At 41.9% G+C, this 21,329-nt stretch carries 21 protein-coding genes; 18 read left to right on the forward strand and 3 right to left on the reverse strand.

What is annotated here, in order from left to right:
- Positions 1-59: 59 nt before the first annotated feature.
- From H9647_RS01735 to H9647_RS01815, 17 genes are all read left to right on the forward strand, one after another.
- On the forward strand, positions 60-362 hold the full coding sequence (locus H9647_RS01735) for a hypothetical protein (protein ID WP_191797610.1): 303 nt from the start codon (positions 60-62) through the stop codon (positions 360-362).
- Positions 363-503: 141 nt separating this feature from the next.
- A complete protein-coding gene (locus H9647_RS01740; RefSeq protein ID WP_191797612.1) occupies positions 504-833 on the forward strand; it encodes a KGG domain-containing protein in 330 nt (109 codons plus the stop codon).
- Positions 834-1,060: 227 nt separating this feature from the next.
- A complete protein-coding gene (locus H9647_RS01745; protein WP_191797614.1) occupies positions 1,061-2,074 on the forward strand; it encodes a substrate-binding domain-containing protein in 1,014 nt (337 codons plus the stop codon).
- Positions 2,064-3,926 carry a cache domain-containing sensor histidine kinase gene (locus H9647_RS01750; protein WP_191797616.1) on the forward strand — a complete coding sequence of 621 codons (1,863 nt, stop codon included), beginning with the start codon at positions 2,064-2,066 and terminating at the stop codon, positions 3,924-3,926. Before H9647_RS01745 ends, H9647_RS01750 begins: the two co-directional genes overlap by 11 nt.
- On the forward strand, positions 3,923-5,137 hold the full coding sequence (locus H9647_RS01755) for a response regulator transcription factor (protein WP_191797618.1): 1,215 nt from the start codon (positions 3,923-3,925) through the stop codon (positions 5,135-5,137). The genes H9647_RS01750 and H9647_RS01755 overlap by 4 nt, the downstream gene beginning before the upstream one ends.
- 243 nt (positions 5,138-5,380) lie before the next feature.
- A complete protein-coding gene (gene chvE, locus H9647_RS01760) occupies positions 5,381-6,463 on the forward strand; it encodes a multiple monosaccharide ABC transporter substrate-binding protein (protein WP_191797620.1) in 1,083 nt (360 codons plus the stop codon).
- Between the two features lie 45 nt (positions 6,464-6,508).
- Entirely contained in the window at positions 6,509-8,056 is a 1,548-nt protein-coding gene (gene mmsA / locus H9647_RS01765) for a multiple monosaccharide ABC transporter ATP-binding protein (RefSeq protein ID WP_191797622.1), read from the forward strand.
- Positions 8,057-8,058: 2 nt separating this feature from the next.
- Positions 8,059-9,222: a multiple monosaccharide ABC transporter permease gene (gene mmsB / locus H9647_RS01770; RefSeq protein WP_191797624.1), complete on the forward strand. Its 1,164-nt coding sequence runs from the start codon at positions 8,059-8,061 to the stop codon at positions 9,220-9,222.
- Positions 9,223-9,485: 263 nt separating this feature from the next.
- Entirely contained in the window at positions 9,486-10,085 is a 600-nt protein-coding gene (locus H9647_RS01775; RefSeq protein ID WP_191797626.1) for a GNAT family N-acetyltransferase, read from the forward strand.
- The gene (locus H9647_RS01780; protein WP_191797628.1) at positions 10,082-10,639 is read left to right on the forward strand and encodes a hypothetical protein; all 558 of its coding nucleotides are present in this window, start codon (positions 10,082-10,084) and stop codon (positions 10,637-10,639) included. Before H9647_RS01775 ends, H9647_RS01780 begins: the two co-directional genes overlap by 4 nt.
- 144 nt (positions 10,640-10,783) lie before the next feature.
- Positions 10,784-10,972: a hypothetical protein gene (locus H9647_RS01785; RefSeq protein ID WP_225228996.1), complete on the forward strand. Its 189-nt coding sequence runs from the start codon at positions 10,784-10,786 to the stop codon at positions 10,970-10,972.
- 181 nt (positions 10,973-11,153) lie between these two features.
- Positions 11,154-11,756 carry a hypothetical protein gene (locus tag H9647_RS01790; RefSeq protein WP_191797632.1) on the forward strand — a complete coding sequence of 201 codons (603 nt, stop codon included), beginning with the start codon at positions 11,154-11,156 and terminating at the stop codon, positions 11,754-11,756.
- Between the two features lie 76 nt (positions 11,757-11,832).
- A complete protein-coding gene (locus tag H9647_RS01795; RefSeq protein ID WP_191797634.1) occupies positions 11,833-12,150 on the forward strand; it encodes a hypothetical protein in 318 nt (105 codons plus the stop codon).
- A gap of 72 nt (positions 12,151-12,222) precedes the next feature.
- Positions 12,223-12,618, forward strand: coding sequence for an SRPBCC family protein (locus tag H9647_RS01800; protein ID WP_318245242.1), 396 nt, complete (start codon positions 12,223-12,225; stop codon positions 12,616-12,618).
- A 61-nt stretch (positions 12,619-12,679) separates the two neighbouring features.
- The gene (locus H9647_RS01805; protein ID WP_191797636.1) at positions 12,680-13,165 is read left to right on the forward strand and encodes an 8-oxo-dGTP diphosphatase; all 486 of its coding nucleotides are present in this window, start codon (positions 12,680-12,682) and stop codon (positions 13,163-13,165) included.
- A gap of 14 nt (positions 13,166-13,179) precedes the next feature.
- Complete coding sequence (locus H9647_RS01810; protein ID WP_318245243.1) at positions 13,180-14,316, forward strand: DUF4269 domain-containing protein; 1,137 nt, start codon at positions 13,180-13,182, stop codon at positions 14,314-14,316.
- Between the two features lie 58 nt (positions 14,317-14,374).
- A complete protein-coding gene (locus H9647_RS01815; RefSeq protein WP_191797638.1) occupies positions 14,375-14,803 on the forward strand; it encodes a hypothetical protein in 429 nt (142 codons plus the stop codon).
- Positions 14,804-14,923: 120 nt separating this feature from the next.
- Here H9647_RS01815 and pgmB read toward each other — a convergent pair whose 3' ends face one another.
- The 3 genes from pgmB to H9647_RS01830 form a co-directional block, all read right to left on the reverse strand.
- Complete coding sequence (gene pgmB / locus H9647_RS01820; protein WP_191797640.1) at positions 14,924-15,583, reverse strand: beta-phosphoglucomutase; 660 nt, start codon at positions 15,581-15,583, stop codon at positions 14,924-14,926.
- 23 nt (positions 15,584-15,606) lie between these two features.
- Complete coding sequence (locus H9647_RS01825; RefSeq protein ID WP_191797642.1) at positions 15,607-17,889, reverse strand: glycoside hydrolase family 65 protein; 2,283 nt, start codon at positions 17,887-17,889, stop codon at positions 15,607-15,609.
- Positions 17,890-18,230: 341 nt separating this feature from the next.
- Positions 18,231-19,271: a LacI family DNA-binding transcriptional regulator gene (locus H9647_RS01830; RefSeq protein ID WP_191797644.1), complete on the reverse strand. Its 1,041-nt coding sequence runs from the start codon at positions 19,269-19,271 to the stop codon at positions 18,231-18,233.
- Positions 19,272-19,651: 380 nt separating this feature from the next.
- On the opposite strand from H9647_RS01830, the gene H9647_RS01835 reads away from it, so the two are divergent.
- Positions 19,652-21,322, forward strand: coding sequence for a PTS transporter subunit IIBC (locus tag H9647_RS01835; protein WP_191797646.1), 1,671 nt, complete (start codon positions 19,652-19,654; stop codon positions 21,320-21,322).
- Positions 21,323-21,329: the final 7 nt, after the last annotated feature.

Genomic DNA, 21,329 nt, shown 5'->3' on the forward strand with positions numbered 1-21,329 from the left:
TTAAGTCGGGTTTTTATCGTTTTTTGCTCTGATCCTAAAAAAGTTCAGGAGGTAGGATTATGTTTGTAAAAATGTATATCTATCATGTGAACCTTGCCCGAATTGCAGAATATGAAAAAATAATGGAGCGAGCTGACAAGCTGTATAAACGGTATGTGAACTATGAACTTTTTTATATGGAAAGTGAAGAAGAACCCGGGAAATTCATTGAAGTACAGACGTATGCCTCAGAGGAGTTATATGAGATAGGTCATAAGTTAATTAACAAAGATCCTGAGTTCATGGATCTATACCAATCTTTTGAAGCCGTACTGGCACCGAATAACAAGGAGATCCACGAAGAGACACTACGAGATCATTGAACCGAATAGAAGTTATAGGATAGAAATCTATGAGAATATTATATCGGAAGAGTTTAATAATTTATGAGACGGTTAATTAATAGACATGCGGGAGGTAAGATTACTTCCTGTAAACGAATCCAACATAAGGAGTGATTTCAAATGGCAAATGACAATCGAAATGACAAAATGAGCCGCGAGGAAGCAGGACGTATGGGTGGAGAAGCAACAGCAAAAAATCATGATAAGGAATTCTACCAAGAGATTGGCGAAAAGGGTGGAGAGGCTACATCCAAAAATCATGATAAAGAGTTCTACCAAGAGATTGGCGAAAAAGGTGGAGAAGCTACATCCAAAAACCATGATAAAGAGTTCTATCAAGAAATTGGCCAGAAGGGCGGAGAAGCCCGCGGCAACTCTAATAATGATGGTAAAATGAGCCGGGAAGAAGCAGGTCGTAAGGGTGGACAAGCACGTTCTCGCTCGAAATAATGGACTTCTGAAATCAATCTAATATGAGTATAATTTACTGGGTTACTTGAGATATAAAATAATTAATGTTGCTTAACTAGTAAGAGGATGGCTTCTGATAACAATCGGGGGTCATCCTCTTACTCGTGTTTGTTGGAAGATAAAGTTCTCTATATTATTTTATGAAAGCGTTTAATCGTAGGTGGTGGTAAAATAAGGTTGGATATGAGGAGGTGGCATAAATCACAATGAAAAAGATGCTGTTTGTATATGGACTTTTAATATTCGCCTTTTTAATTTACGTCTTTCAATATATGTCAGAAGATAACAAACAGGGAGATCCAGCAGGTATGGGATTAAGAGGCGAGATCTCGGAGAGGTATGTCATGATCACCTTTCAATCGGGGCTTGAATATTGGAAAAGCGTACTTAAAGGCTTTGAAGATGCCGCGGATGCTATGAATGTATCCATCGAATATAGGGGAGCAACCAATTACGATATTCATGAACAGATTACCGTACTGGAGCAGGCTATTGCCAAAAAACCGGCAGGGATTGCGCTCTCCGCTATGAATTCCCATGCCCTTACAGCCGTCATTAATCGTGCGGTGGATGAAGGAATTCCCGTCGTGTTATTCGACGCAGGAGCTCCTAATAGCAAGGCACACTCCCTGTTGGCCACGAACAATTACAATGCGGGAGCGACTGCTGCCAAACAGATGTCTGAGCTCATTGGCGGACAAGGAGAAGTTGCGGTTATTACCTTGCCTGGACAACAGAATCATATCGAACGGACCCAAGGATTTACGGAGACAATGAAAGAGTCCTATCCGGATATCGAGGTCGTTGATACGGTGGATGGTAAAGGACGTATAGAAGTTTCAAGACAACAAACGGAAGAGCTGCTGGGAAAGCATCCTAATCTTGCGGGGATTTTTATTACGGAAGCAACTGGGGGTGTTGGCGTTGGAGAAGTGGTTAAAGCGCGTATGGAAGCAAACAAGAGTAGAGTTCAAATTATAAGTTTCGACACCAATAAAGGAACGCTCGATATGATTCAGGATGGGACCATATCTGCAAGCATTGCTCAAGGAACCTGGAATATGGGGTATTGGTCTTTACAATACCTGTTTCATCTGCACCACGAGCTGACGACTCCGGCACCTTCCGCTACCGATGTAGTATCTCCGCTTCCGGTACTGGTAGATACGGGGATTAATGTCGTGAACAAGCAGAATGTGGAGCAGTATTATGCGAAGTAAGAAGAAGGCTATGCCTTCATGGAAGCAGCTGCGATTTAGTCAAATGCCGCTAAGATATCAGCTTTCGATTCTATTTTTATTGATTGGTATTGTCCCTGCTCTTGGGCTTGGTGTGCTCGTAAACTTTACAGTTGATCGAATTGTAGAAAGGCAGGTAGAAGACAACACGCTCCAATTGATCGGAAAAGTGAATCAATCCCTTGATAAATCGATTGATAATCTGCAAAGCATTACATATCTTGCTGAATTCGATGAGGATGTCCAAACGTTTATCAAAGAAAGCGGAAATGAGAGAGATCCACGTCAGTTAACCGAAAATATGAGTACCTTCTTTCAGGGCTTCACAACATTGTATCCAGAAATAGCTGGAATAATGGTCGTCAATTCTCAAGGAGCTTATCTGAGCAATGAGATGTATGCATACAACGATGCAGATCTGACGGAAGAAGAGTGGTTCAAACAAGCAGCGGGGCAGAAGGGAATATTTACGGTTATCGGACATCCCGGTAAGCGAAGTGTAACGACACATGTAAATTATACGCCTGAGGAAGTCGTCTCTGTGGCTAGAGCCTTTGTTGATTCGGAGACACAGGATATTAAGGGAGTCATATTAATCGATCTAAAGCTGCGCTCACTATCGGGGATTGCTCGAGATATTACACTAGGCAAAAATGGGTATCTGATGATTCTGGATGAGGAAGGGGAAAAGATTTATGCACCTGAGAATTCCGTTCTTAGGCATTTCAATCCTTCCTGGTTTGACGACAATTCTTCTGGAACGTTTAACAAGCAAATTGGAAACGAAAACTATCAATTTCAATATCAGACCTCATCCTATACAGGATGGCGAACGATCGGGGTATTTGATACGGGAGATGCGGCACTTGCCGTCCGAGAAATTCATTTTTATGTGGTCTGCTACTTATTTATTGTCTGCATGTTTGGTTTAACGGCGGCTTATGTGCTGTCGCAGTCGATCTCAAGGCCTATCCATCATCTGATGTCTTTGATGCAAAAAGCGGAAAAGGGAGACATGACCCTGCGCTATTTAGGCAATAGGGGGGATGAGGTTGGACAGCTAGGTATCAGCTTTAACCGTATGCTCCAAGAGATTAAAAAGCTGATGGCAATCAATCGGCAGAAGGAGAAACAAAAGCAGGAGGCAGAGCTACGGAGTCTCACGGCGCATATTAAACCGCATTTTTTATATAACACCCTAGATACGATCCACTGGATGGCACGTAAGCAGGGAGCAGATGATGTGTCCGTTATGATCCAGTCTTTATCGAAATTGTTCCGGATTGGGCTTAGTAAAGGAAGCAATATGATTCCATTATCCCAAGAGATAGAACACATCTCTAGCTATCTGCAAATTCAAAAAACACGTTATCGGGACCGGGTAGAGTGTCACATAGATATCAAGGAGGACGAGCTTCATTGTTATGTTGTTAAGCTGATGCTGCAGCCTTTGGTAGAAAATGCGATATATCATGGAATCAAGGCTAGACGCGGTGCAGGTACGATTTTAATTAAAGTCAGGAAGCAAGGAGAAGCATTGATCATTACGGTATCCGATAACGGAGCGGGAATGGATGAAGACTGGCTTCAACATTTACGAAAGCAACTAGAGGATCCTTTGGCAACACTAGAAACGCATAATGAGGAGCAGCTACCAGGACGGAGCTATGGGTTACTCAATATACAGGCCAGAATCCAGCTCACATTCGGACCGCCCTATGGCATTGCACTAGATAGCACGCAAGGAGAAGGGACGAAAGTAACGATCATACATCCCTTATTAACGAAACCGCAAGTTATGTTAGATCATGCGATGGAGGAAGAAGAGAGATGAAGCACCCTTATCAGGTTCTGATTGCAGATGATGAGCCCATTATTCGCGAAGGTATTCACGATTCTATAGACTGGTACTCACTGGGGATGGAAGTAATGGGGCTTGCCGAAGACGGTGCAGAAGCGCTCGAAATGACGGAACGGCAGGCAGCCGATATCGTACTCGTTGATATGAATATGCCCATTATGGATGGGATAACGTTTATTCAATCGCTTCGTGAGAAAAATCTGGATTCAAGATGTGTAATCATTACGGGATACGATGAGTTCGGTTATGCCCAGAAAGCGATAGGGCTTGGCGTAGATGAATATATTCTAAAACCGGTAGATCCGGTCGAACTGGAAAAAGTGCTTCGCCGCATCAAATTGTCACTTGATGAGAAGCTGAAGCAACGAGAAGAACAGGAAGCAGCGAGTGAGCATTTGAAGAAGAAAAGAGAGATCCTGCGTGAACAATTAGGTCAGGAATGGATTCAAGGAAGACTCAGCGAAGGAGAAATTATCAGTCAGTTACATCTGTTGGCCCTTCCTTCTACGCAACCTGTCAACCTTCTTGTTATTCGCTGGCCGGAGATGCCCACAACGAGGGGCTTGTTAACAGAAAGAGATCGACAACTCTATATGTATGCGGTAAAAAATATAACCGAAGAGCTGCTTGGAAGTGGCAGTGCTTTGATCTTTAAATACGCAGATGACCTGATTGTGGGCATTACGTGGGTTCAGATTGCTCCTGAGCTTCTGATGAGACTGGAGGATGCGGCAAAAGGAAGCTTGGGGATTACCGTTCATACTGCTTGTGAAGAAGCGGGAGGTACATTACTCGACATTCCACATGCTTACCAGCGGATCAAGGATAACATCTATCAGGAAGCATCCCTATCACCGCTGGTTCGCAGAGCCCGGCATTATTTACTGGAGCATTTCCATGACCAAGCATTAACCTTGGAATTGGCTGCGAGCGAACTTTCCGTTTCGCCTGTATATCTGAGCCGAATGCTAAAAAAAGAATTGGGGGATTCCTTTATTTCTTTGTTGACGGGGATTCGAATTCGCAAAGCCATTCAGCTTCTCAACGGTACCGAGCTTAGTATTCATGAGATTGCGGAGCAGACGGGTTATGAGAGTCAGCATTACTTTAGTACCGCCTTTAAAAAAGTGATCGGGATCTCACCTAATAAATACCGTAAAGGAGAGGCTTTTCAAAATGAATGAACGAGCCTCAGCTGTGTATTCATCGACTTGTAATCTTTACAAAAGGACGCCGTGAGGCGTTCTTTTTTATGTTATGAAAGGTTTGATTTTTATAAAAATGGTTGTAAATGTGCAAAGACGTAATTTTTACTGGGGTGCTATGATAATAGGCGAACAAGGAATAACTGGATATGTAAGCGCTAACTTAACGCCTGATATCCATATATTTTCTATATGAATCGTACTAGCGAAAGGGTGGGACCGATGAAGAAAGGATTATCATTTCTGCTTCTCTTCGTGCTCGTCATCTCTTTAAGCGGTTGTAACCTTGCGGAAACGGAAGGAAGCGACAGCAAAGGCTACGTTGGCATATCGATGCCTACCAAGTCTTCAGCGAGATGGGTAGCAGACGGACAGAACATGGTGAAATTGTTTGAGGAGAAAGGCTTTAAGACGGATATGCAGTATGCCGAGGATGTCGTCGAAAATCAGATCGCACAGATTGAAAATATGATTACCAAAGGTGTAGACGTCATTGTTATTGCTTCGGTAGACGGAAATACGCTGACAGATGTCATCAAGAAGGCACACGACGAGGGTATACAAGTCATCGCTTATGACCGCTTGATTCGAAATACGGAGTACTTGTCCTACTACGCGACCTTTGACAATTTTCAGGTTGGAGTCCTTCAAGCTTCGTATATCGAGCAGAAGCTGGGGCTGAAAGAAGGAAAAGGGCCATTTAATATTGAGCTGTTCGGAGGATCTCCGGATGATAACAATGCCTATTTCTTCTTTGATGGGGCCATGTCGGTTCTACAACCATATATCGATTCCGGGAAACTAGTCGTTCGAAGCAAGCAGACAACGATGAGTCAGATCGCTACGCTGAGATGGGATGGAGCCGAAGCCCAAAAGCGGATGGATAACCTCATTAGTGCCCATTACTCCGGCGAAGAAATCGATGCTGTCTTGTCCCCCTATGACGGAATAAGCCTGGGCATTATTTCTTCCTTAAGAGGTGTAGGGTATGGAAGTGAAACAAAACCTTTACCGATTATTACGGGGCAGGATGCGGAACTGTCCTCTATTAAATCGATCGTTAATGGGGAGCAAACTCAGACCATTTTTAAAGATACACGCAAACTTGCAGAGCGGACAGTCGGAATGGCCGAAAGTGTTTTAAGCGGAACAGAAGCGGAAGTGAACGATACGGAAAGTTATGATAACGGAAAAGGCATCGTACCTTCTTATCTTTTAGAGCCTGTTTCGATTGATGCTACCAATGTGGAAGAAGAGATTATTGGTTCTGGATATTACACAAGAGAAGAAGTTGGGTTGAAATAGAGGCTTATACAAGGCAGGGGAATTTATACGCGGGAAGGTGAAATCATGGCTGAATATATTCTTGAAATGCGTGGAATTACAAAGACTTTTCCAGGAGTAAAGGCACTGGAGAATGTGAATCTAAAAGTGAAGCCGGGTGAGATCCATTCTTTGTGCGGAGAGAACGGGGCAGGGAAATCTACGCTTATGAAAGTACTTAGCGGGGTTTATCCGAATGGAACCTATGAGGGAGACATTCTTTTTGAAGGCGATGTATGTGAGTTCAAGACCATTAAGGACAGTGAAGAAAAAGGAATAGTAATCATCCATCAGGAGCTGGCACTCATTCCCTATCTCTCTATTGCGGAAAATATATTTTTAGGCAACGAAAGAGTAAATAAAGGGGTTATCAATTGGCATGAAACCATTATGAAGACCCGAGAGCTATTAAAGGAAGTGGGGCTGAGTGAGAATCCTAATACTCTAATTACGAATATTGGCGTCGGCAAACAACAGTTAGTTGAGATTGCGAAGGCACTCTCTAAAAAAGTGAAATTGCTCATTCTTGATGAGCCGACAGCTGCACTCAATGAAACTGACAGCCAAAACTTGCTCAGGCTAATGCTCGAATTTAAGAAACAGGGGATTGCTTGTATCTTAATCTCCCATAAGTTGAACGAAGTATCCGAGGTATCCGATTCAGTTACCATTCTTCGGGACGGAAAAACGATAGAAACATTAGATATGAAGGCTAAGGATATGTCAGAAGATCGAATTATCAGAGGGATGGTCGGTCGTGATTTGACGGATCGTTATCCGGAGCGCAAGCCGAATATAGGAGAAATGCTGCTTGAGGTCAAAGACTGGACAGTGTATCACGAACATCACGCGGATCGCAAAGTGCTAGATCAGGTGAATCTGAATGTACGCCGCGGCGAAATCGTTGGAATTGCAGGGCTCATGGGCGCAGGGCGGACGGAACTGGCAATGAGCATTTTTGGTAAAGCTTATGGACGGAAGATATCGGGTGAGCTTCGTAAGGAAGGCGAAGTCATTCAAAATAACAGCATCGGTCAAGCCATTGATAATGGATTTGCTTATGTCACGGAAGATCGCAAAGATTATGGGCTGGTACTGATACAGGACATTAAACGCAATATTTCGCTGACTGGTCTTCCTAAGCTGCAAAAAGCATCGATCATCAACGAGAATGAAGAGATTGTGGTAGCTGAAACGATGCGTAAAAGGCTGAAAATCAAAACTTCCAGCATCCAGCAGGAAGTTCAGAATCTGAGCGGTGGAAATCAGCAGAAGGTTGTGCTTAGCAAATGGATTTATTCCGAGCCTGACATTCTGATTTTGGATGAACCGACACGCGGGATTGATGTAGGTGCTAAATTTGAGATCTACTCGATCATTCAGGAGCTTGCAGGCGAAGGGAAAGCCGTCGTCGTCATTTCCTCAGAGCTGCCCGAGATACTCGGTATATGTGACCGGATTTATGTAATGAATGCGGGGAGAATTACCGGGGAAGTGAACCGGAGTGAAGCAAATCAGGAAGTGCTCATGAAATATATGACCAAGACACCGAGCAAGGGAACAGGAGGGGCTTAGAGATGGGGACATTAATAAAGCTGTTTAAAAATAACATTCGCCAGTACGGTATGATTATTGCACTAATTTTGATCATGATTTTGTTTGGTCTACTCAGCGGAGGGTTATTATTTGAGCCGATCAATATTACCAACCTTATTTTGCAGAACAGCTATATATTGGTGCTAGCGATCGGTATGGTGCTTGTGATCATAACAGGACATATTGATTTGTCGGTAGGATCGGTTGCAGCACTTGTCGGAGCATGCTCCGCCATCATGATGGTAAATATGAATCTTCATCCTGTCGTTGCTGTTATTCTTTCATTAGTGCTCGGAGCACTTATTGGGGCATGGCAGGGCTTTTGGATCGCTTATGTTAGAATTCCGGCTTTTATTGTGACCTTGGCAGGAATGTTACTATTCCGCGGAATTACGATGATTGTCCTGGAAGGTCAATCTATTGCACCTTTGCCCGAAGGTTTTCAGAAGATCAGTGCAGGATTTATTCCAGACTTCAGTAATATGGAAACAAATCTAGTAGCGCTGCTCGCTGGAATTGTGGTCACCATTCTGTATGTACTTAGTGAAGTGAAAAATCGCAGAAATCAGCAGAAGTATCAGTTCGAGACGATTTCAAGCGCTCTGTTTATTGCTAAAATGGTTGCCATTGCTGCCGTAATTAACATATTCTCTTTTGCGCTTGCAAGTTATGAAGGGATTCCAAACATCCTGATCCTGCTGGCGGTTTTGATTGTCGGATACTCTTTTATCATGAATAGGACTGTTATGGGGCGTCATATCTACGCGATCGGAGGAAACGAGAAAGCCGCAGGTCTCTCTGGGGTGAAAACAAAAAAGGTAACATTCTGGGTATTTGTTAATATGGGCGTTCTTGCCGCTATCTCGGGCTTAATCTTTACGGCGAGACTAAATGCAGCAATTCCGAGAGCAGGAACAAACTTTGAGCTCGATGCCATCGCAGCTGCCTTTATTGGCGGGGCATCTGCTTCCGGTGGGATCGGAACGGTGTATGGGGCAATCATTGGAGGTCTCGTTATGGGCGTACTGAACAATGGGATGTCATTAATTGGTCTTGGAATAGACTGGCAACAAGGGATCAAAGGCTTGGTTCTCTTGTTAGCGGTAGCTTTTGATATTTACAATAAGAATAAAAGGGCAGTTTAAAAAGTTTCGGTAGGAGATGTCCTTCCTTTTACAAAGTGACCGGTATGTGATAGGTTTTTCACCTATTACTTATCGGTTTTTTCTTTTAGGCAAGCATTAGGCGATCATTCCTTATCAGATCTCTATTAATCGGTGAGTAGTTTTATAGATAGAGTAGTTATGCGGCTTGACGATATAATAGGACAGGAAAATATAGTCTCCTAGAAGAAGGATTTATGTGATAATGAAAAGAAGAAGGTCACAAACAGAGGAGGATAGTTACAATGAATAAAGAGGTACTGTTCACAGAAGAACCGATTTTTGAAACAGAGCGAATGATACTTAGAAGATTAGATATGGATGACCTGGAAGAATACTTTCGTTTTGCTTCGGACCCGCTGGTATCGGAACGGACATTATGGGATCGGCATGAATCTACCGAGGACACCCGAGTGTTTTTAGAGAAAGTACAGAGATCGTTTGTAGAAAAGATAGCCTATCGTTGGGCTGTTATTTATAAGCCGGAACAAAGATTGATAGGAAGAATTGGATTTATTCATCTGGACGAAATACATAGCTGTGCAGAAATCGGATATGCTCTTTCTAGTAGATATTGGGGGAAGGGCATCACTACTGAAGCGTTACAAGAAGTAATTAAATATGGGGTTAATCACATGAATATAAACCGGATTGAAGGAAGATGTAATGTAGATAATCTAAGTTCAGCTCGGGTTATGAAAAAAGTCGGGATGCAGGAGGAAGGCATACTTCGAGAAAAGTTTCAGATCAAAGGAGAATTTGTGGACCAGATTCAGTTTGCAATGATAAAAAAAGATGTGCAACAAGAAATAAGGAACTTTAGGCAAGGAGGCAACAACACATGAAATCGACGATGAAAGTAGCAGGAATGTTTATCCTTTTTGCTTTACTCGCGTATGTGATTGTATCTTATAGTCTTACGACTACGAATTCAAGCCATAACAAGCCTTACGACGGGAAGAAACTCAGCATTGGTATGGTAGGTGAGGCACCCGTGGTGCGCGAGAAGCAGGTTTCTTTTCATAAAATAAATCTTCAGCAGATGAAGGAAGAAAGCAACCATTTGGATGCTATTTTTATTAGTAAAGAATTTTTATCAAAGGCTGCTGCACCAGAGTTTGCAAAAGTATACAAGGAATTAGAGATCCCCGTGTTCTTTATACAATCCGAGCGGAGTTACGTCCCTTTCTTCTATGAAGAGCTTAGTTATGAAGATGCGCCAGATACATCTATTGATCTAAGCTATGCAACTGCACTCGTCCCGCAGCAAGGAAATGAAATGGGATACTGGCAGTTTGGAGTCTATAATGACAGACGGAGTAAAAGAAACATTCAGTCTGCTTACTCCAAGATGTTTGAGGCTATTGATCAAGGAAGTATCAATGATGAAGAGAAGTAATTGCCCTTTATGAGGATTTAATTAGTCATAAACATATAAAATATTACATAATAATGGTACAATTAGGAATAAGTTGTTTACTCAGGACTTGAGGGAAAGAGGCAAGTCCTTTTTTATTTTATATTAGAGGAGGAGTGCATGCTCATGGATGGAGGAACAGGTGTTTTCAGTATTTTATCTATATTTTTAGTCATTTGGTATATCGTTTGTCTTGGATTAGGTATCTATTGTTTTGTGTTATTCGTGAAACTGGCGCGGAGAGGGATTACTGCGCTCGATATTTACATCGGTAAACATAAGAATCCAAACCGGCATACAGACCAAGAGTTATAATACTTACCACGCCTATAATTGAATTCATATAGCCGCTTTTAGCCTAGTGCTGAGTGCGGCTATTTTTTTGTGGTAACGATTTGCTTTTCTTTTTTGGAACAATACACCTACTAATCACGTTATTAATCATATAGAATAGATAGCTCCTAATAGACAACTGAGAGAGGAATATAAATACACCATGAATAATAAATGGAAAAACCTTATTTTGATTCTTACCTCCATATTACTGATCTTCGGAACTCTGCAAGCGAAGAAAAAGTATGCTCAGTATCAAAATACACACAGATATGTGCTGTCATTAATGAATCACGAATTGGTAACGAATGGTATGAGTAACTACAGTGAACTAAATCGGCTGTTGAAGGAACTCGATAGAGGCAGGATCTCGATGACTCAGTTTGAGAGTGGACTTCTGGATGTTGTTAAGGACTTGGATAGAGCTGAGCTTGCTGAATATACACTTGCGAATACCCATTGGAATTACACATATGACCAGCCCATAGGTGCAAATGATATCACAGGATTTTTAACGTATATTTCCTATAAACTGAAATATATTGCTCTCTCGGATCATGACGAAGCCAAAGTGGAAGCAGTGAAAGAACTTAAAGAGATCTTCCTGACCATGGAAAATAACTTAGATCAAGAGCGCATGATAAGTGGAAATTATCCTTCTATTAAAAATAGTTGGACCGCTGCGATGAAAGCAGTATATAAGGAACATGGCGATTCAGATCTCGTGAAGAGTTTTTTTGAAAACAACGAGAGATATACAAAATAAATAATAAATAGAGGTAATGAATAGATAATGAAAGAGAGGTCCTGGTAGACAAGTGAGATGGATTCCGTATCTGTTATTGATCTTATTTAATACTGCAATGACCCTGATCGGATGGTATTGGCTGAGGTTATTATATTGGGTAATGGAAGGATCTATCCCGGTATGGCTGATCTTAGGATCGTTTTTACTTGTAACAGGAATATGGATTTGTGGAAATATTCTTGTCATTAGAAATGGACGCATTCGCGCGATTCCTTCTATACTTATTATTGTTTTGACGGTTCTCATGGTTTACTACGAGCCAACCCTGATGCCGAGGTATAAGGAATTTGTAGACGAGAAAACCATGTCTCAGTCTTTCATTCTATTGGAGTATTTCAAAAAGGGGGAATGACCTCTGATTAGTATTCAGACCGAGATCACGATTGATAGGCCGATACGTTGCTGTTTTGATGCAGCAAGAGATTTGGATCTGCATACCCGAACGGTATGGAAGCATACTCATGAGAAGGTCATTTCATCCCCTGGAGGTAAAGATGGACAGCTGATCGGGTACGGTGAGATGGTAACCTTTGAGGCAACTCACTTCTTTGTTCGCCAGCGGCTTACATCTAAAGTGGTAGCTTTTGAGCCGCCCTACATGTTTACAGATCAAATGCAGCAAGGCGCGTTCCGCAGCATGACGCACATTCACGAGTTTGAAGTCCTTGGGCCAAGTTCAACACGGCTTAGGGACTCGCTTTATTTTGAAGCTCCTTATGGATGGGTAGGAAGGCTTGCGGAACGTTTTATTTTACAATCGTATATGAAGAACTTTTTGGAATTCCGTAATAAGCAGTTAAAGAAGATACTTGAATTATAGAGAGGATACAGATTACAAGTAGTACATATATAACTTACTCTTCATAAGGAGAAATAACATAATGACAAACGGATCAAATGATATCGAAGTTAAACTGTACACGATGTGCGTAGTACGCGACGGGGATCGAATCTTATTAATGAACCGCCCAAGTGAAAACGGATTTCCAGGATGGATCGCTGCAGGAGGGAAAGTAGATTTTCCCGAGAGTTTAACCGAAGGGGCCATACGGGAAGTCAAGGAAGAAACGGGTCTAACGGTAAGTAATTTAATATATAAAGGTCTTGATGAGTTTGTTGATGTGAACGAGAGATACCGGTATATGGTATTTAACTATATAACGGATACGTTTGAGGGAAAGCTGTTGGACAACCCTCCTGAAGGAGAACTTCGGTGGATCCCGCTTGATGAACTGGTACACTATCCGATGCAAGATTGGTTTAGAGAGAGACTGACATATTTTTTTGAAGACGGAACCTTTGAAATTTATGCTCTATGGGATGAAAAGCGTAACGAAACACAAAAGCGAACCATAACAAAATTGTAGGGAGAAAGACAAAAGTGAATCATATTCGGTACGAAGATTTGACCTATCTACTTAGTGGAAATGAAGTACAACAAGCAGCATACCGGGCACTGCAGAAACACCATGTGATGGAGATTTTATCTCCATACACTCCTATCCTTACAGGAACGATTCCGATAGATATCGATATTGAAGGCAGTGATCTCGATATTATTTGTGAGGTGCATGACTTTTCGGCATTTGAACGACTTTTACGAAGTGAATTTAGAGACTTTCAGGATTTTATCTTGACGGACAAAATAGTGAACGACATCAGGAGAATGAAGGCGAACTTCCGGCTTGAGCAGTTTGAGGTTGAGATATTTGGACAGCCTATCCCGGTCACTAAGCAGAACGCCTATCGTCATATGGTGATCGAAGACCGTATACTTCGTCTTTACAATGAAGAATTTAGACAACATGTACGTTCTCTTAAGAGAGAAGGATATAAAACAGAACCTGCTTTTGCCAAGCTGATGGATTTAGAAGGAGATCCTTATGAGAGCCTGTTAGAGGTAGAATCATGGGCGGATGAGAAAATTGAAGCAATGGGGTATCCTTCTTTTATAGATAGTGTCACAAGAGTATATCAATTTAGTGAGAAAGAGAAATACTACTTTCCTTTGAACACGAAAAATATAGAGTATACAGAAGGGGAGGAAGGGTCCGAATTATTTGCTGAAAGATATCATAAAGATCATTCTATTCATGTATCCCCGGGGAAAAATCGAAACGAAGCACATTTGTTTTTTCGAGGTGCTCATGACTTCACTTGTCGATGTACGATTCTTGACCTGTCACAGGAACAATCTCCGATTCTTAAGGAGATGGAGGCAAGTATTATCGAAGATACGAATGATTACAATTATGTCTATTCTGATGTTTTCGATTCATTTGGTGTCATTGAAGTGAAAAAATATGAGTGGAATACCTACATCACCTCAGATGTGGAGAAGTGGGGTACGGAGTTTTTTGGTTTTATCGAATCTTTTTTGCTTCGATATTTTTCTCAGCTTGTTTTTCCCGCGAAAGACATAAAAGCGATAGAGATCTATATGAAACAAACCTTGCCCTTCGCTAAAGCCTTTTATTATGAAGAAGAATTGTACTATCGGTTTAAGGATTTCTGGTAATTCTGGAATCTCGATAAAGTGCTTCTTTTTAAATGAACAATAGAGAGGAAGATTGCTGATGAACGTAAAAAAACGCAAAGTTTTTACTAGAATTCTACTTCTTCTTCCATTTATTTTGATTCTAATCATACTGCCTTTTGCTTATTCAAGTAAAACATATTATCCCGCTGCCCCTTTCTCTGCAATAAGCAAGAAAGAAGCGGTTCAAGTATTAAAACCGTCTTCCAAAGAACTGATCTATTTGACAGAAGAGGACGGTAAACGATGGTACGGATTTAAGGGCAGCCAAGGTGATGGCGCAGAGGCCGTTATTTCTTTCATGAAGTCTAAAGGATGGACGTATCAAACTCAGGAGGGGGCAGGCTATTTCTTTGGCAAAGAAAGTGGGGTAACTTCCGAGAAGGAAGCTTCTGCAATCGTGCATAGCGAAATGTGGACAGGTCAATATGTTCTATACAGAATCCCAGTTCGTCACTTGGAAGAATAACTATCCTTGAGTGAAAAATACAGTAATACAGCGCCAGCATAAAAAATAAAAAGACGTGAAGGAATGGATCGCAGTTAACGATCACTCCACTCACGTCTTTTTTATCTACAATACATTACATTACTTTGTTTTTTGCTTGAAATTCTCTTTCAGCAATGAGAGAGACAACTCGGCTGTGGAAGAGACGATAAGATCCGCTTTTTGCATCTGAGCAGGGTTGCCTACGCCAACTGCATACATACCAGCAGAGAGAATAGATTCGATCCCCGCTTCTGCATCCTCAATGCCGACACAGTCTTCTGGCAGAACGCCAAGTTTAGCAGCACCCGTTAAGAAGATTTCTGGATCAGGTTTCCCTTGTTTAATCAAATTCACATCAACAACATGATTAAAATAGTGGGTAACTCCTAGACGATCCAGAATAAACGGTGCATTCTTACTTGCGGAAGCAAGAGCAATACCTATACCGGCTTCTTGTAACTCTTTTAGCAGCGCTTCAATTCCTGGAAGCAAATCGGCAGGTGTCACTTTCTGAATCATTTCTTTATAGAGATCGTTTTTCTTTTCGGCAAGTGCATTTTTCTCTTCATCGGAGTAAGCAGCGTCACCTAGAGACAGGATGAGTTCCAGGGATTCCATCCGGCTGACCCCTTTTAATTTTTCATTAAATTCCTTATCAAAAGGAAGGTCCAATTCATCGGCTAAACTCTTCCACGCTAGATAATGATATTCTGCTGTATCCGTAATAACTCCGTCGAGATCGAAAATAACGGCTTTCATTGTTCTCCACCTTTCTGATTCGCTTAGGAAGCGGTTTTTGTAATGAGTGGCTCTTCATCTGTAATGAGCACTTCTTTATCATAAAGTTCCATCGTCAGCGGCGCACCGGAGACAAGCGTGATCTTCACTTCGTTCTGATCTACACTTACGTTAATCAGGCGCTCACGATAATTGATGTGGAAGCTGTAGCTAGACCATTCTTTTGGCAGGAATGGCGAGAAGCGCAGAGTCTCTCCATGCGTACGCATGCCAGCAAATCCTTGCACAATAGCGAGCCAGCTGCCCGTCATGGAAGTAATATGAAGACCATCTTCCGTGTCGTTATTATAGTTATCAAGGTCAAGTCTTGCCGTACGTTTGTACATTTCGACTGCTTTTTCTTCCATCTTCAGTTCAGCAGCAAGTACTGCATGAATGGAAGGGGAGAGAGAAGATTCATGAACCGTCATTGGCTCATAGAAGTCGAAATTCCGTTTCTTTTCTTCCATCGTAAATTCATCGCTGAAGAAATAAATTCCTTGCAGAACATCCGCTTGCTTGATGAATGGAGAACGCAAGATTTTATCCCATGACCATTTCTGATTCAGCGGAAGATCCGCCTTATCCAGAGAGGATACAGGACGCAGATCCTTATCGAGGAAGGTATCATGCTGTACATGAACACCCAGCTCTTCGTCGTAAGGGAAGTACATGCAGTCTACAATATCCTGCCAGTGAGCGAGTTCCTCAGCAGAAATATTCAGTTGTTCTTTTCGTTGTTCATCGATATCTGCAAGACTTTCCATTGTATATTTCAGCACCCAAGTTGCCATGGTGTTGGTGTACCAGTTGTTATTGACGTTATTCTCATATTCATTAGGTCCGGTTACCCCATGAATCATATATTTGTTATGACGTTTCGAAAAATGAACCCGGTCAGCCCAGAATCTGCTGATTTCGGTTAGTACTTCAATACCTTCATTTTGGAGATATGTTTTGTCTCCCGTATAATTCGTATAGTTATAAATGGCGTAAGCAATCGCTCCGTTACGATGAATCTCTTCAAACGTAATTTCCCATTCATTATGACACTCCACACCAGTGAAGGTAACCATTGGATAGAGTGCACCTTTCAGGCCTTGCTGACGTGCATTATGTTTCGCACCATCCAGTTGATTGTAGCGATAGCGAAGCAAGTTTTCAGTTACTCGTTTGTCGGCAAGCGCAAGATACATCGGAACAGCGTAAGCTTCCGTATCCCAGTAAGTTGCACCGCCATATTTTTCCCCCGTAAATCCTTTAGGACCAATATTCAGGCGTTCATCGTGTCCATAGTAAGTCGAGAATAACTGGAATATATTAAAGCGAATTCCTTGCTGTGCTTCTACATCACCTTCAATGGTAATATCCGCTTTATCCCAGCGCCGAGCCCATTCGAGGATATGTTCTTCTTGAAGCAGGTTGTATCCTTTGTTCATCGCGTCTGCCATCAGACGTTCCGCTGTAGGAATCAGATCTTCTTTCTCCATATCCCGTGAAGTGGTTACTACGACATATTTCTGAATTTCAGCAGAAGCGCCGGAAGGGATTTCATATTCATAATGAGCCGCTGCATAAAGTCCTGCTTCTTCTGTTGTCATAGATAAAGCATGTTCTGTTACAATGCCCATCGTTGCATTAATGGTAAAGCGCTCGATGTCAAATGCATTTTCTTTTGTCATAGCAGAAAGACTGATGTAAGGTTCGCCTATTTTACGATCCGCTTCAACCCAGAACGTTTCTTCATAGTTAGCGTCCTCGTTTTTCGTGTTTCCGTCCAAGTACGGAATCAGAGTGACTTTGATATTCTGATCTGTCAGATTCGTTACGTTATATTTAATTAGACATAGTTCAAGGAAGGAGGCACTGAGAAAACGTTCTGTTTCAATGCGCACCTGTTCATTTACGGTGAAGGAACGGCGTAGAATCCCTTCTTTCATATCGAGTTCTTGATAGAAGTCAGTGACTCTATCTTGATAAGTGTCGATTTCGTGATCGTTAACTAGGACGCGTATTCCAATGAAATTCATGGCATTAATGACCTTGCCAAAATATTCAGGGTAGCCGTTTTTCCACCAGCCAACCTTTGTTTTATCAGGATACCAAACCCCAGAAATATAGGTGCCTTGATGATGATCTCCGGAATACGTCTCTTCAAAATTTCCTCGCATTCCCATGTATCCGTTACCAATGGAAGTCATGCTTTCCTGAAGGCGCAGATCTTCCTTATGAAGTGTATTTGTAGTGAGTTTCCATGCATGAGTGTCAAAAATACGTTTATATGACATGATAATCCTCCTTGAAGGAGTGTGAGTCTCCACAGCTCCTGTGTTAGTTAATCGCTGGTGAAACTTTGATACCTCATCGTATTTTGAAAGCCTTTTCTTATATCGTCAAAATTCATATCTACTATCGTATGAATAACCCTGATCATTTGCTTTAAAAACGTACGATGTTGCATCATGAAAGTGCTGTCATTTGATTGCGTTTTCAGTATATAGTGCAACCGGTTGCCCTGTCAACCTAAAAAAGAATAATCTCGTATTCGACTTCTCAGGATACTTTATGAAAAGCAGCTTGATGCAAATCTAAATGCGTGATCATTCTTTTTATGTGTTAAGCAAGGGAATTATGAAATTCCTTCGACTGTAGTATCTTCCATTGTTCTGCGCTGAGAAGAAGCACGCTCGACAATTCGGTGTGGGACAATAATATGTTTTGTCATTTCTTTGGGATCTAAAATTTTCTCAATTAGACTTTTAGCTGCTTGATATCCCAAAGTAAAAATATCGATATCGACCGAGGTGAGCGGGGGGTTCAGCATCTCAGCAATACGTAGGTTATTGAAACTCACAAGCGAGCAAGCTTCTGGCAGAGAAAATCCCAGCTGACTCAGCATCGTTTGCAGAGGGAGAGCATGCATATCATCGCCGACAATAAGTGCGGTTGGCCGGTTAGGCAGCTTAAAGAGGGAATCTAAATCTGCTTTAGTAAAACTTGAGTCTAGTATATACGTTTCATCAGCAAAGAGACCGGAATCTTGTAATGCTTCTCGGTACCCGCGAACCCTTTCTTTATGAACCGTGCGGCTCACATCTGCTCCCACATATGCGATGTACTCATGACCAAGCTCTATTAGGTATTGTGTTACGTCTTTGCCCGCTTGGAAGTTGTCATTATCTACATGAGTGGTTTCATTTACGTATTGCTGCGGTTTACCGATGACGGTATAAGGGATTTTTTCGTTATGAAAATAATCGACTACCGGGTCTTCAGATTTAGAATAAAGGACGATGAAGCCATCCACCCGGTTGGCTCGGGTCATCATTTTGACACGATCAAGCAGTTCTTCATCCGTTCTTGCTGTGACAATGGCCATCGTAAAATTTTTCTCATTCGCAAGCTCACTGATTCCTCGAATGCTTTCTAGAAAGAATGGATTTTGAAAAATAGCAACTTCTGCATCTGGCATGATAATTCCGATTGATTGCGTTTTCTTGTTAGCTAGGCTTTGTGCAGAGAAATTAGGTTCGTATCCAAGCGCTTTCATTTCTTTCCTTACTCTGGCTTTTGTTGCTTCGCTGATTTTAGGACTATCCTGTATAACGCGAGATACAGTGGAGGTAGCAACATTCGCCCGCTTTGCTATATCTTTAATGGTTACTGCCATCGATAACGCTCCTTTACTATATTCTTTTGTTATATCATACACACCCCTTGGCAAATGAACAACGTCTAAACCAAGGGACGAAACTCACATTAATAAAAAAGGGTTGCAAAATGAAAGCGATATTATTTATAATGATCTTGCAACCGATTGCACTGAATTGCACCATGTTGCAAATCAATCTGTTTGAATCCCTAACAAGTCTAGAAAACAAAGTGTAAACGCTTAAGAAATACGGGCTGGATTCAGCTTATGTATTTCAACTGTAGAAACGTTCTTTTGTAAGGGATTTCTGAATGCGATATCAATTCCAATTATGTTAAACGGGGAATCATAATGGATCAAGCGAAGGTTGCGAAATAATAGAACATGAGGTACTCATTATGAAAAAATTATTGTCTTTTGAGTTCTGGCAAAAGTTTGGTAAAGCACTGCTCGTCGTTGTCGCGGTTATGCCAGCAGCCGGTATTATGATTTCACTTGGTAAAGTAATCGCCATGTTCGGGGCAGATCTTTCATTCCTGGTGACCGCAGGCGGGGTTATGGAAAATCTCGGTTGGGGAATTATCAACAATCTTCACATTCTATTTGCAGTTGCTATTGGTGGTTCTTGGGCGAAGGAACGTGCAGGCGGAGCTTTTGCTGCACTAATCGCATTTATCTTAATTAATATTACGACAGGAACGCTTCTTGGCGTAAGCAGTGACATGCTCTCACAGGAGGGAGCGACGACAACGACCTTATTCGGTCAGGAGATTCTAGTATCGGGCTACTTTACTTCCATACTGGGTGCACCAGCACTGAACATGGGTGTTTTTGTCGGTATCATCTCTGGTTTCCTCGGAGCTGTAGTCTTTAATAAATATTATAATTATCGTAAACTGCCAGAAGCATTAGCTTTCTTTAACGGTAAACGTTTTGTACCTTTCGTCGTTATTTTATGGTCTGTTATTATTGCTGTTTTGATGTCTGCCGTATGGCCTTTCGTACAAACGGGAATTAATAGTTTTGGTAAATGGCTTGCTGCTTCAGGAGATACAGCACCGTTTATTGCACCTTTCTTATATGGTACGCTAGAACGGGTACTTTTACCTTTCGGTCTACATCATATGCTTACTATTCCAGTAAACTACACAGAGCTTGGAGGTATTTACACGGTACTAACCGGAGCGAATGCGGGCGGAACGGTAGCTGGACAAGATCCACTCTGGCTCGCTTGGGCAAGTGACCTTGCGAACTTGCAAGGAACAGATCCTGCAGCGTACCAGCAGCTTATTTCCACGGTTACTCCTGCAAGATTTAAAGTAGGACAAATGATCGCAGGAGCCGGTATTTTGATGGGGATTGCGCTTGCAATGTATCGCCGTGTAGATAAAGACAAACGTTCTAAATACAAATCCATGTTCCTGTCCGCAGGTTTGGCTGTGTTTTTGACAGGGGTAACAGAGCCGCTTGAGTTTATGTTCATGTTTGCTGCACCGCTTCTGTATGGTGTGTACGCAGTCATTACGGGTCTAGCTTTTGGTATGGCAGATTTAATTCATCTGCGGCTGCATTCCTTCGGTATGATTGAATTATTAACTCGGATTCCGTTATCGATTAATGCGGGCCTTGTCGCAGATATTATTAACTTTGTCATTACAACAGCTGTATTCTTTGGGGCATCCTATTTTATTTCTTACTTTATGATTGGTAAATTTAAATTGGCTACACCGGGCAGACTTGGGAATTATACGGATGATGAGTCTGATAAAGCAGCAGCTGAGGATACGGGTTCTGCATTGGCCTCTGAAACATCAGCTGTAGATGCTGAAGGGGAAGATCTTCCTTCTAAAATCATTACTATCCTCGGTGGACCGCAAAATATTGTCGATGTAGATGCATGTATGACTCGTCTACGGATTACAGTGAATAACGTTGATGCCGTGGGTAATGAAGAAGAATGGAAGAAACTTGGAGCACTCGGGCTGATCAAGAAGGATAATGGAATTCAGGCGATCTATGGACCGAAAGCAGATGTACTCAAATCCGATATTCAAGATAAGCTAGGGTGATGAAATT

The sequence above is a fragment of the Paenibacillus gallinarum genome (assembly GCF_014836635.1).
Classification (GTDB): Bacteria; Bacillota; Bacilli; order Paenibacillales; family Paenibacillaceae; genus Paenibacillus; species Paenibacillus gallinarum.

Coding starts and splice junctions, on each gene's coding strand:
- H9647_RS01735 (WP_191797610.1), top strand. CDS start 60: ATGTTTGTAAAAATGTATATCTATCATGTGAACCTTGCCCGAATTGCA.
- H9647_RS01835 (WP_191797646.1), top strand. CDS start 19,652: ATGAAAAAATTATTGTCTTTTGAGTTCTGGCAAAAGTTTGGTAAAGCA.
- H9647_RS01790 (WP_191797632.1), top strand. CDS start 11,154: ATGAATAATAAATGGAAAAACCTTATTTTGATTCTTACCTCCATATTA.
- H9647_RS01755 (WP_191797618.1), top strand. CDS start 3,923: ATGAAGCACCCTTATCAGGTTCTGATTGCAGATGATGAGCCCATTATT.
- H9647_RS01750 (WP_191797616.1), top strand. CDS start 2,064: ATGCGAAGTAAGAAGAAGGCTATGCCTTCATGGAAGCAGCTGCGATTT.
- H9647_RS01825 (WP_191797642.1), bottom strand. CDS start 17,889: ATGTCATATAAACGTATTTTTGACACTCATGCATGGAAACTCACTACA.
- mmsA (WP_191797622.1), top strand. CDS start 6,509: ATGGCTGAATATATTCTTGAAATGCGTGGAATTACAAAGACTTTTCCA.
- mmsB (WP_191797624.1), top strand. CDS start 8,059: ATGGGGACATTAATAAAGCTGTTTAAAAATAACATTCGCCAGTACGGT.
- H9647_RS01815 (WP_191797638.1), top strand. CDS start 14,375: ATGAACGTAAAAAAACGCAAAGTTTTTACTAGAATTCTACTTCTTCTT.
- H9647_RS01830 (WP_191797644.1), bottom strand. CDS start 19,271: ATGGCAGTAACCATTAAAGATATAGCAAAGCGGGCGAATGTTGCTACC.
- pgmB (WP_191797640.1), bottom strand. CDS start 15,583: ATGAAAGCCGTTATTTTCGATCTCGACGGAGTTATTACGGATACAGCA.
- H9647_RS01805 (WP_191797636.1), top strand. CDS start 12,680: ATGACAAACGGATCAAATGATATCGAAGTTAAACTGTACACGATGTGC.
- H9647_RS01780 (WP_191797628.1), top strand. CDS start 10,082: ATGAAATCGACGATGAAAGTAGCAGGAATGTTTATCCTTTTTGCTTTA.
- H9647_RS01785 (WP_225228996.1), top strand. CDS start 10,784: ATGGATGGAGGAACAGGTGTTTTCAGTATTTTATCTATATTTTTAGTC.
- H9647_RS01740 (WP_191797612.1), top strand. CDS start 504: ATGGCAAATGACAATCGAAATGACAAAATGAGCCGCGAGGAAGCAGGA.
- H9647_RS01745 (WP_191797614.1), top strand. CDS start 1,061: ATGAAAAAGATGCTGTTTGTATATGGACTTTTAATATTCGCCTTTTTA.
- H9647_RS01775 (WP_191797626.1), top strand. CDS start 9,486: ATGAATAAAGAGGTACTGTTCACAGAAGAACCGATTTTTGAAACAGAG.
- chvE (WP_191797620.1), top strand. CDS start 5,381: ATGAAGAAAGGATTATCATTTCTGCTTCTCTTCGTGCTCGTCATCTCT.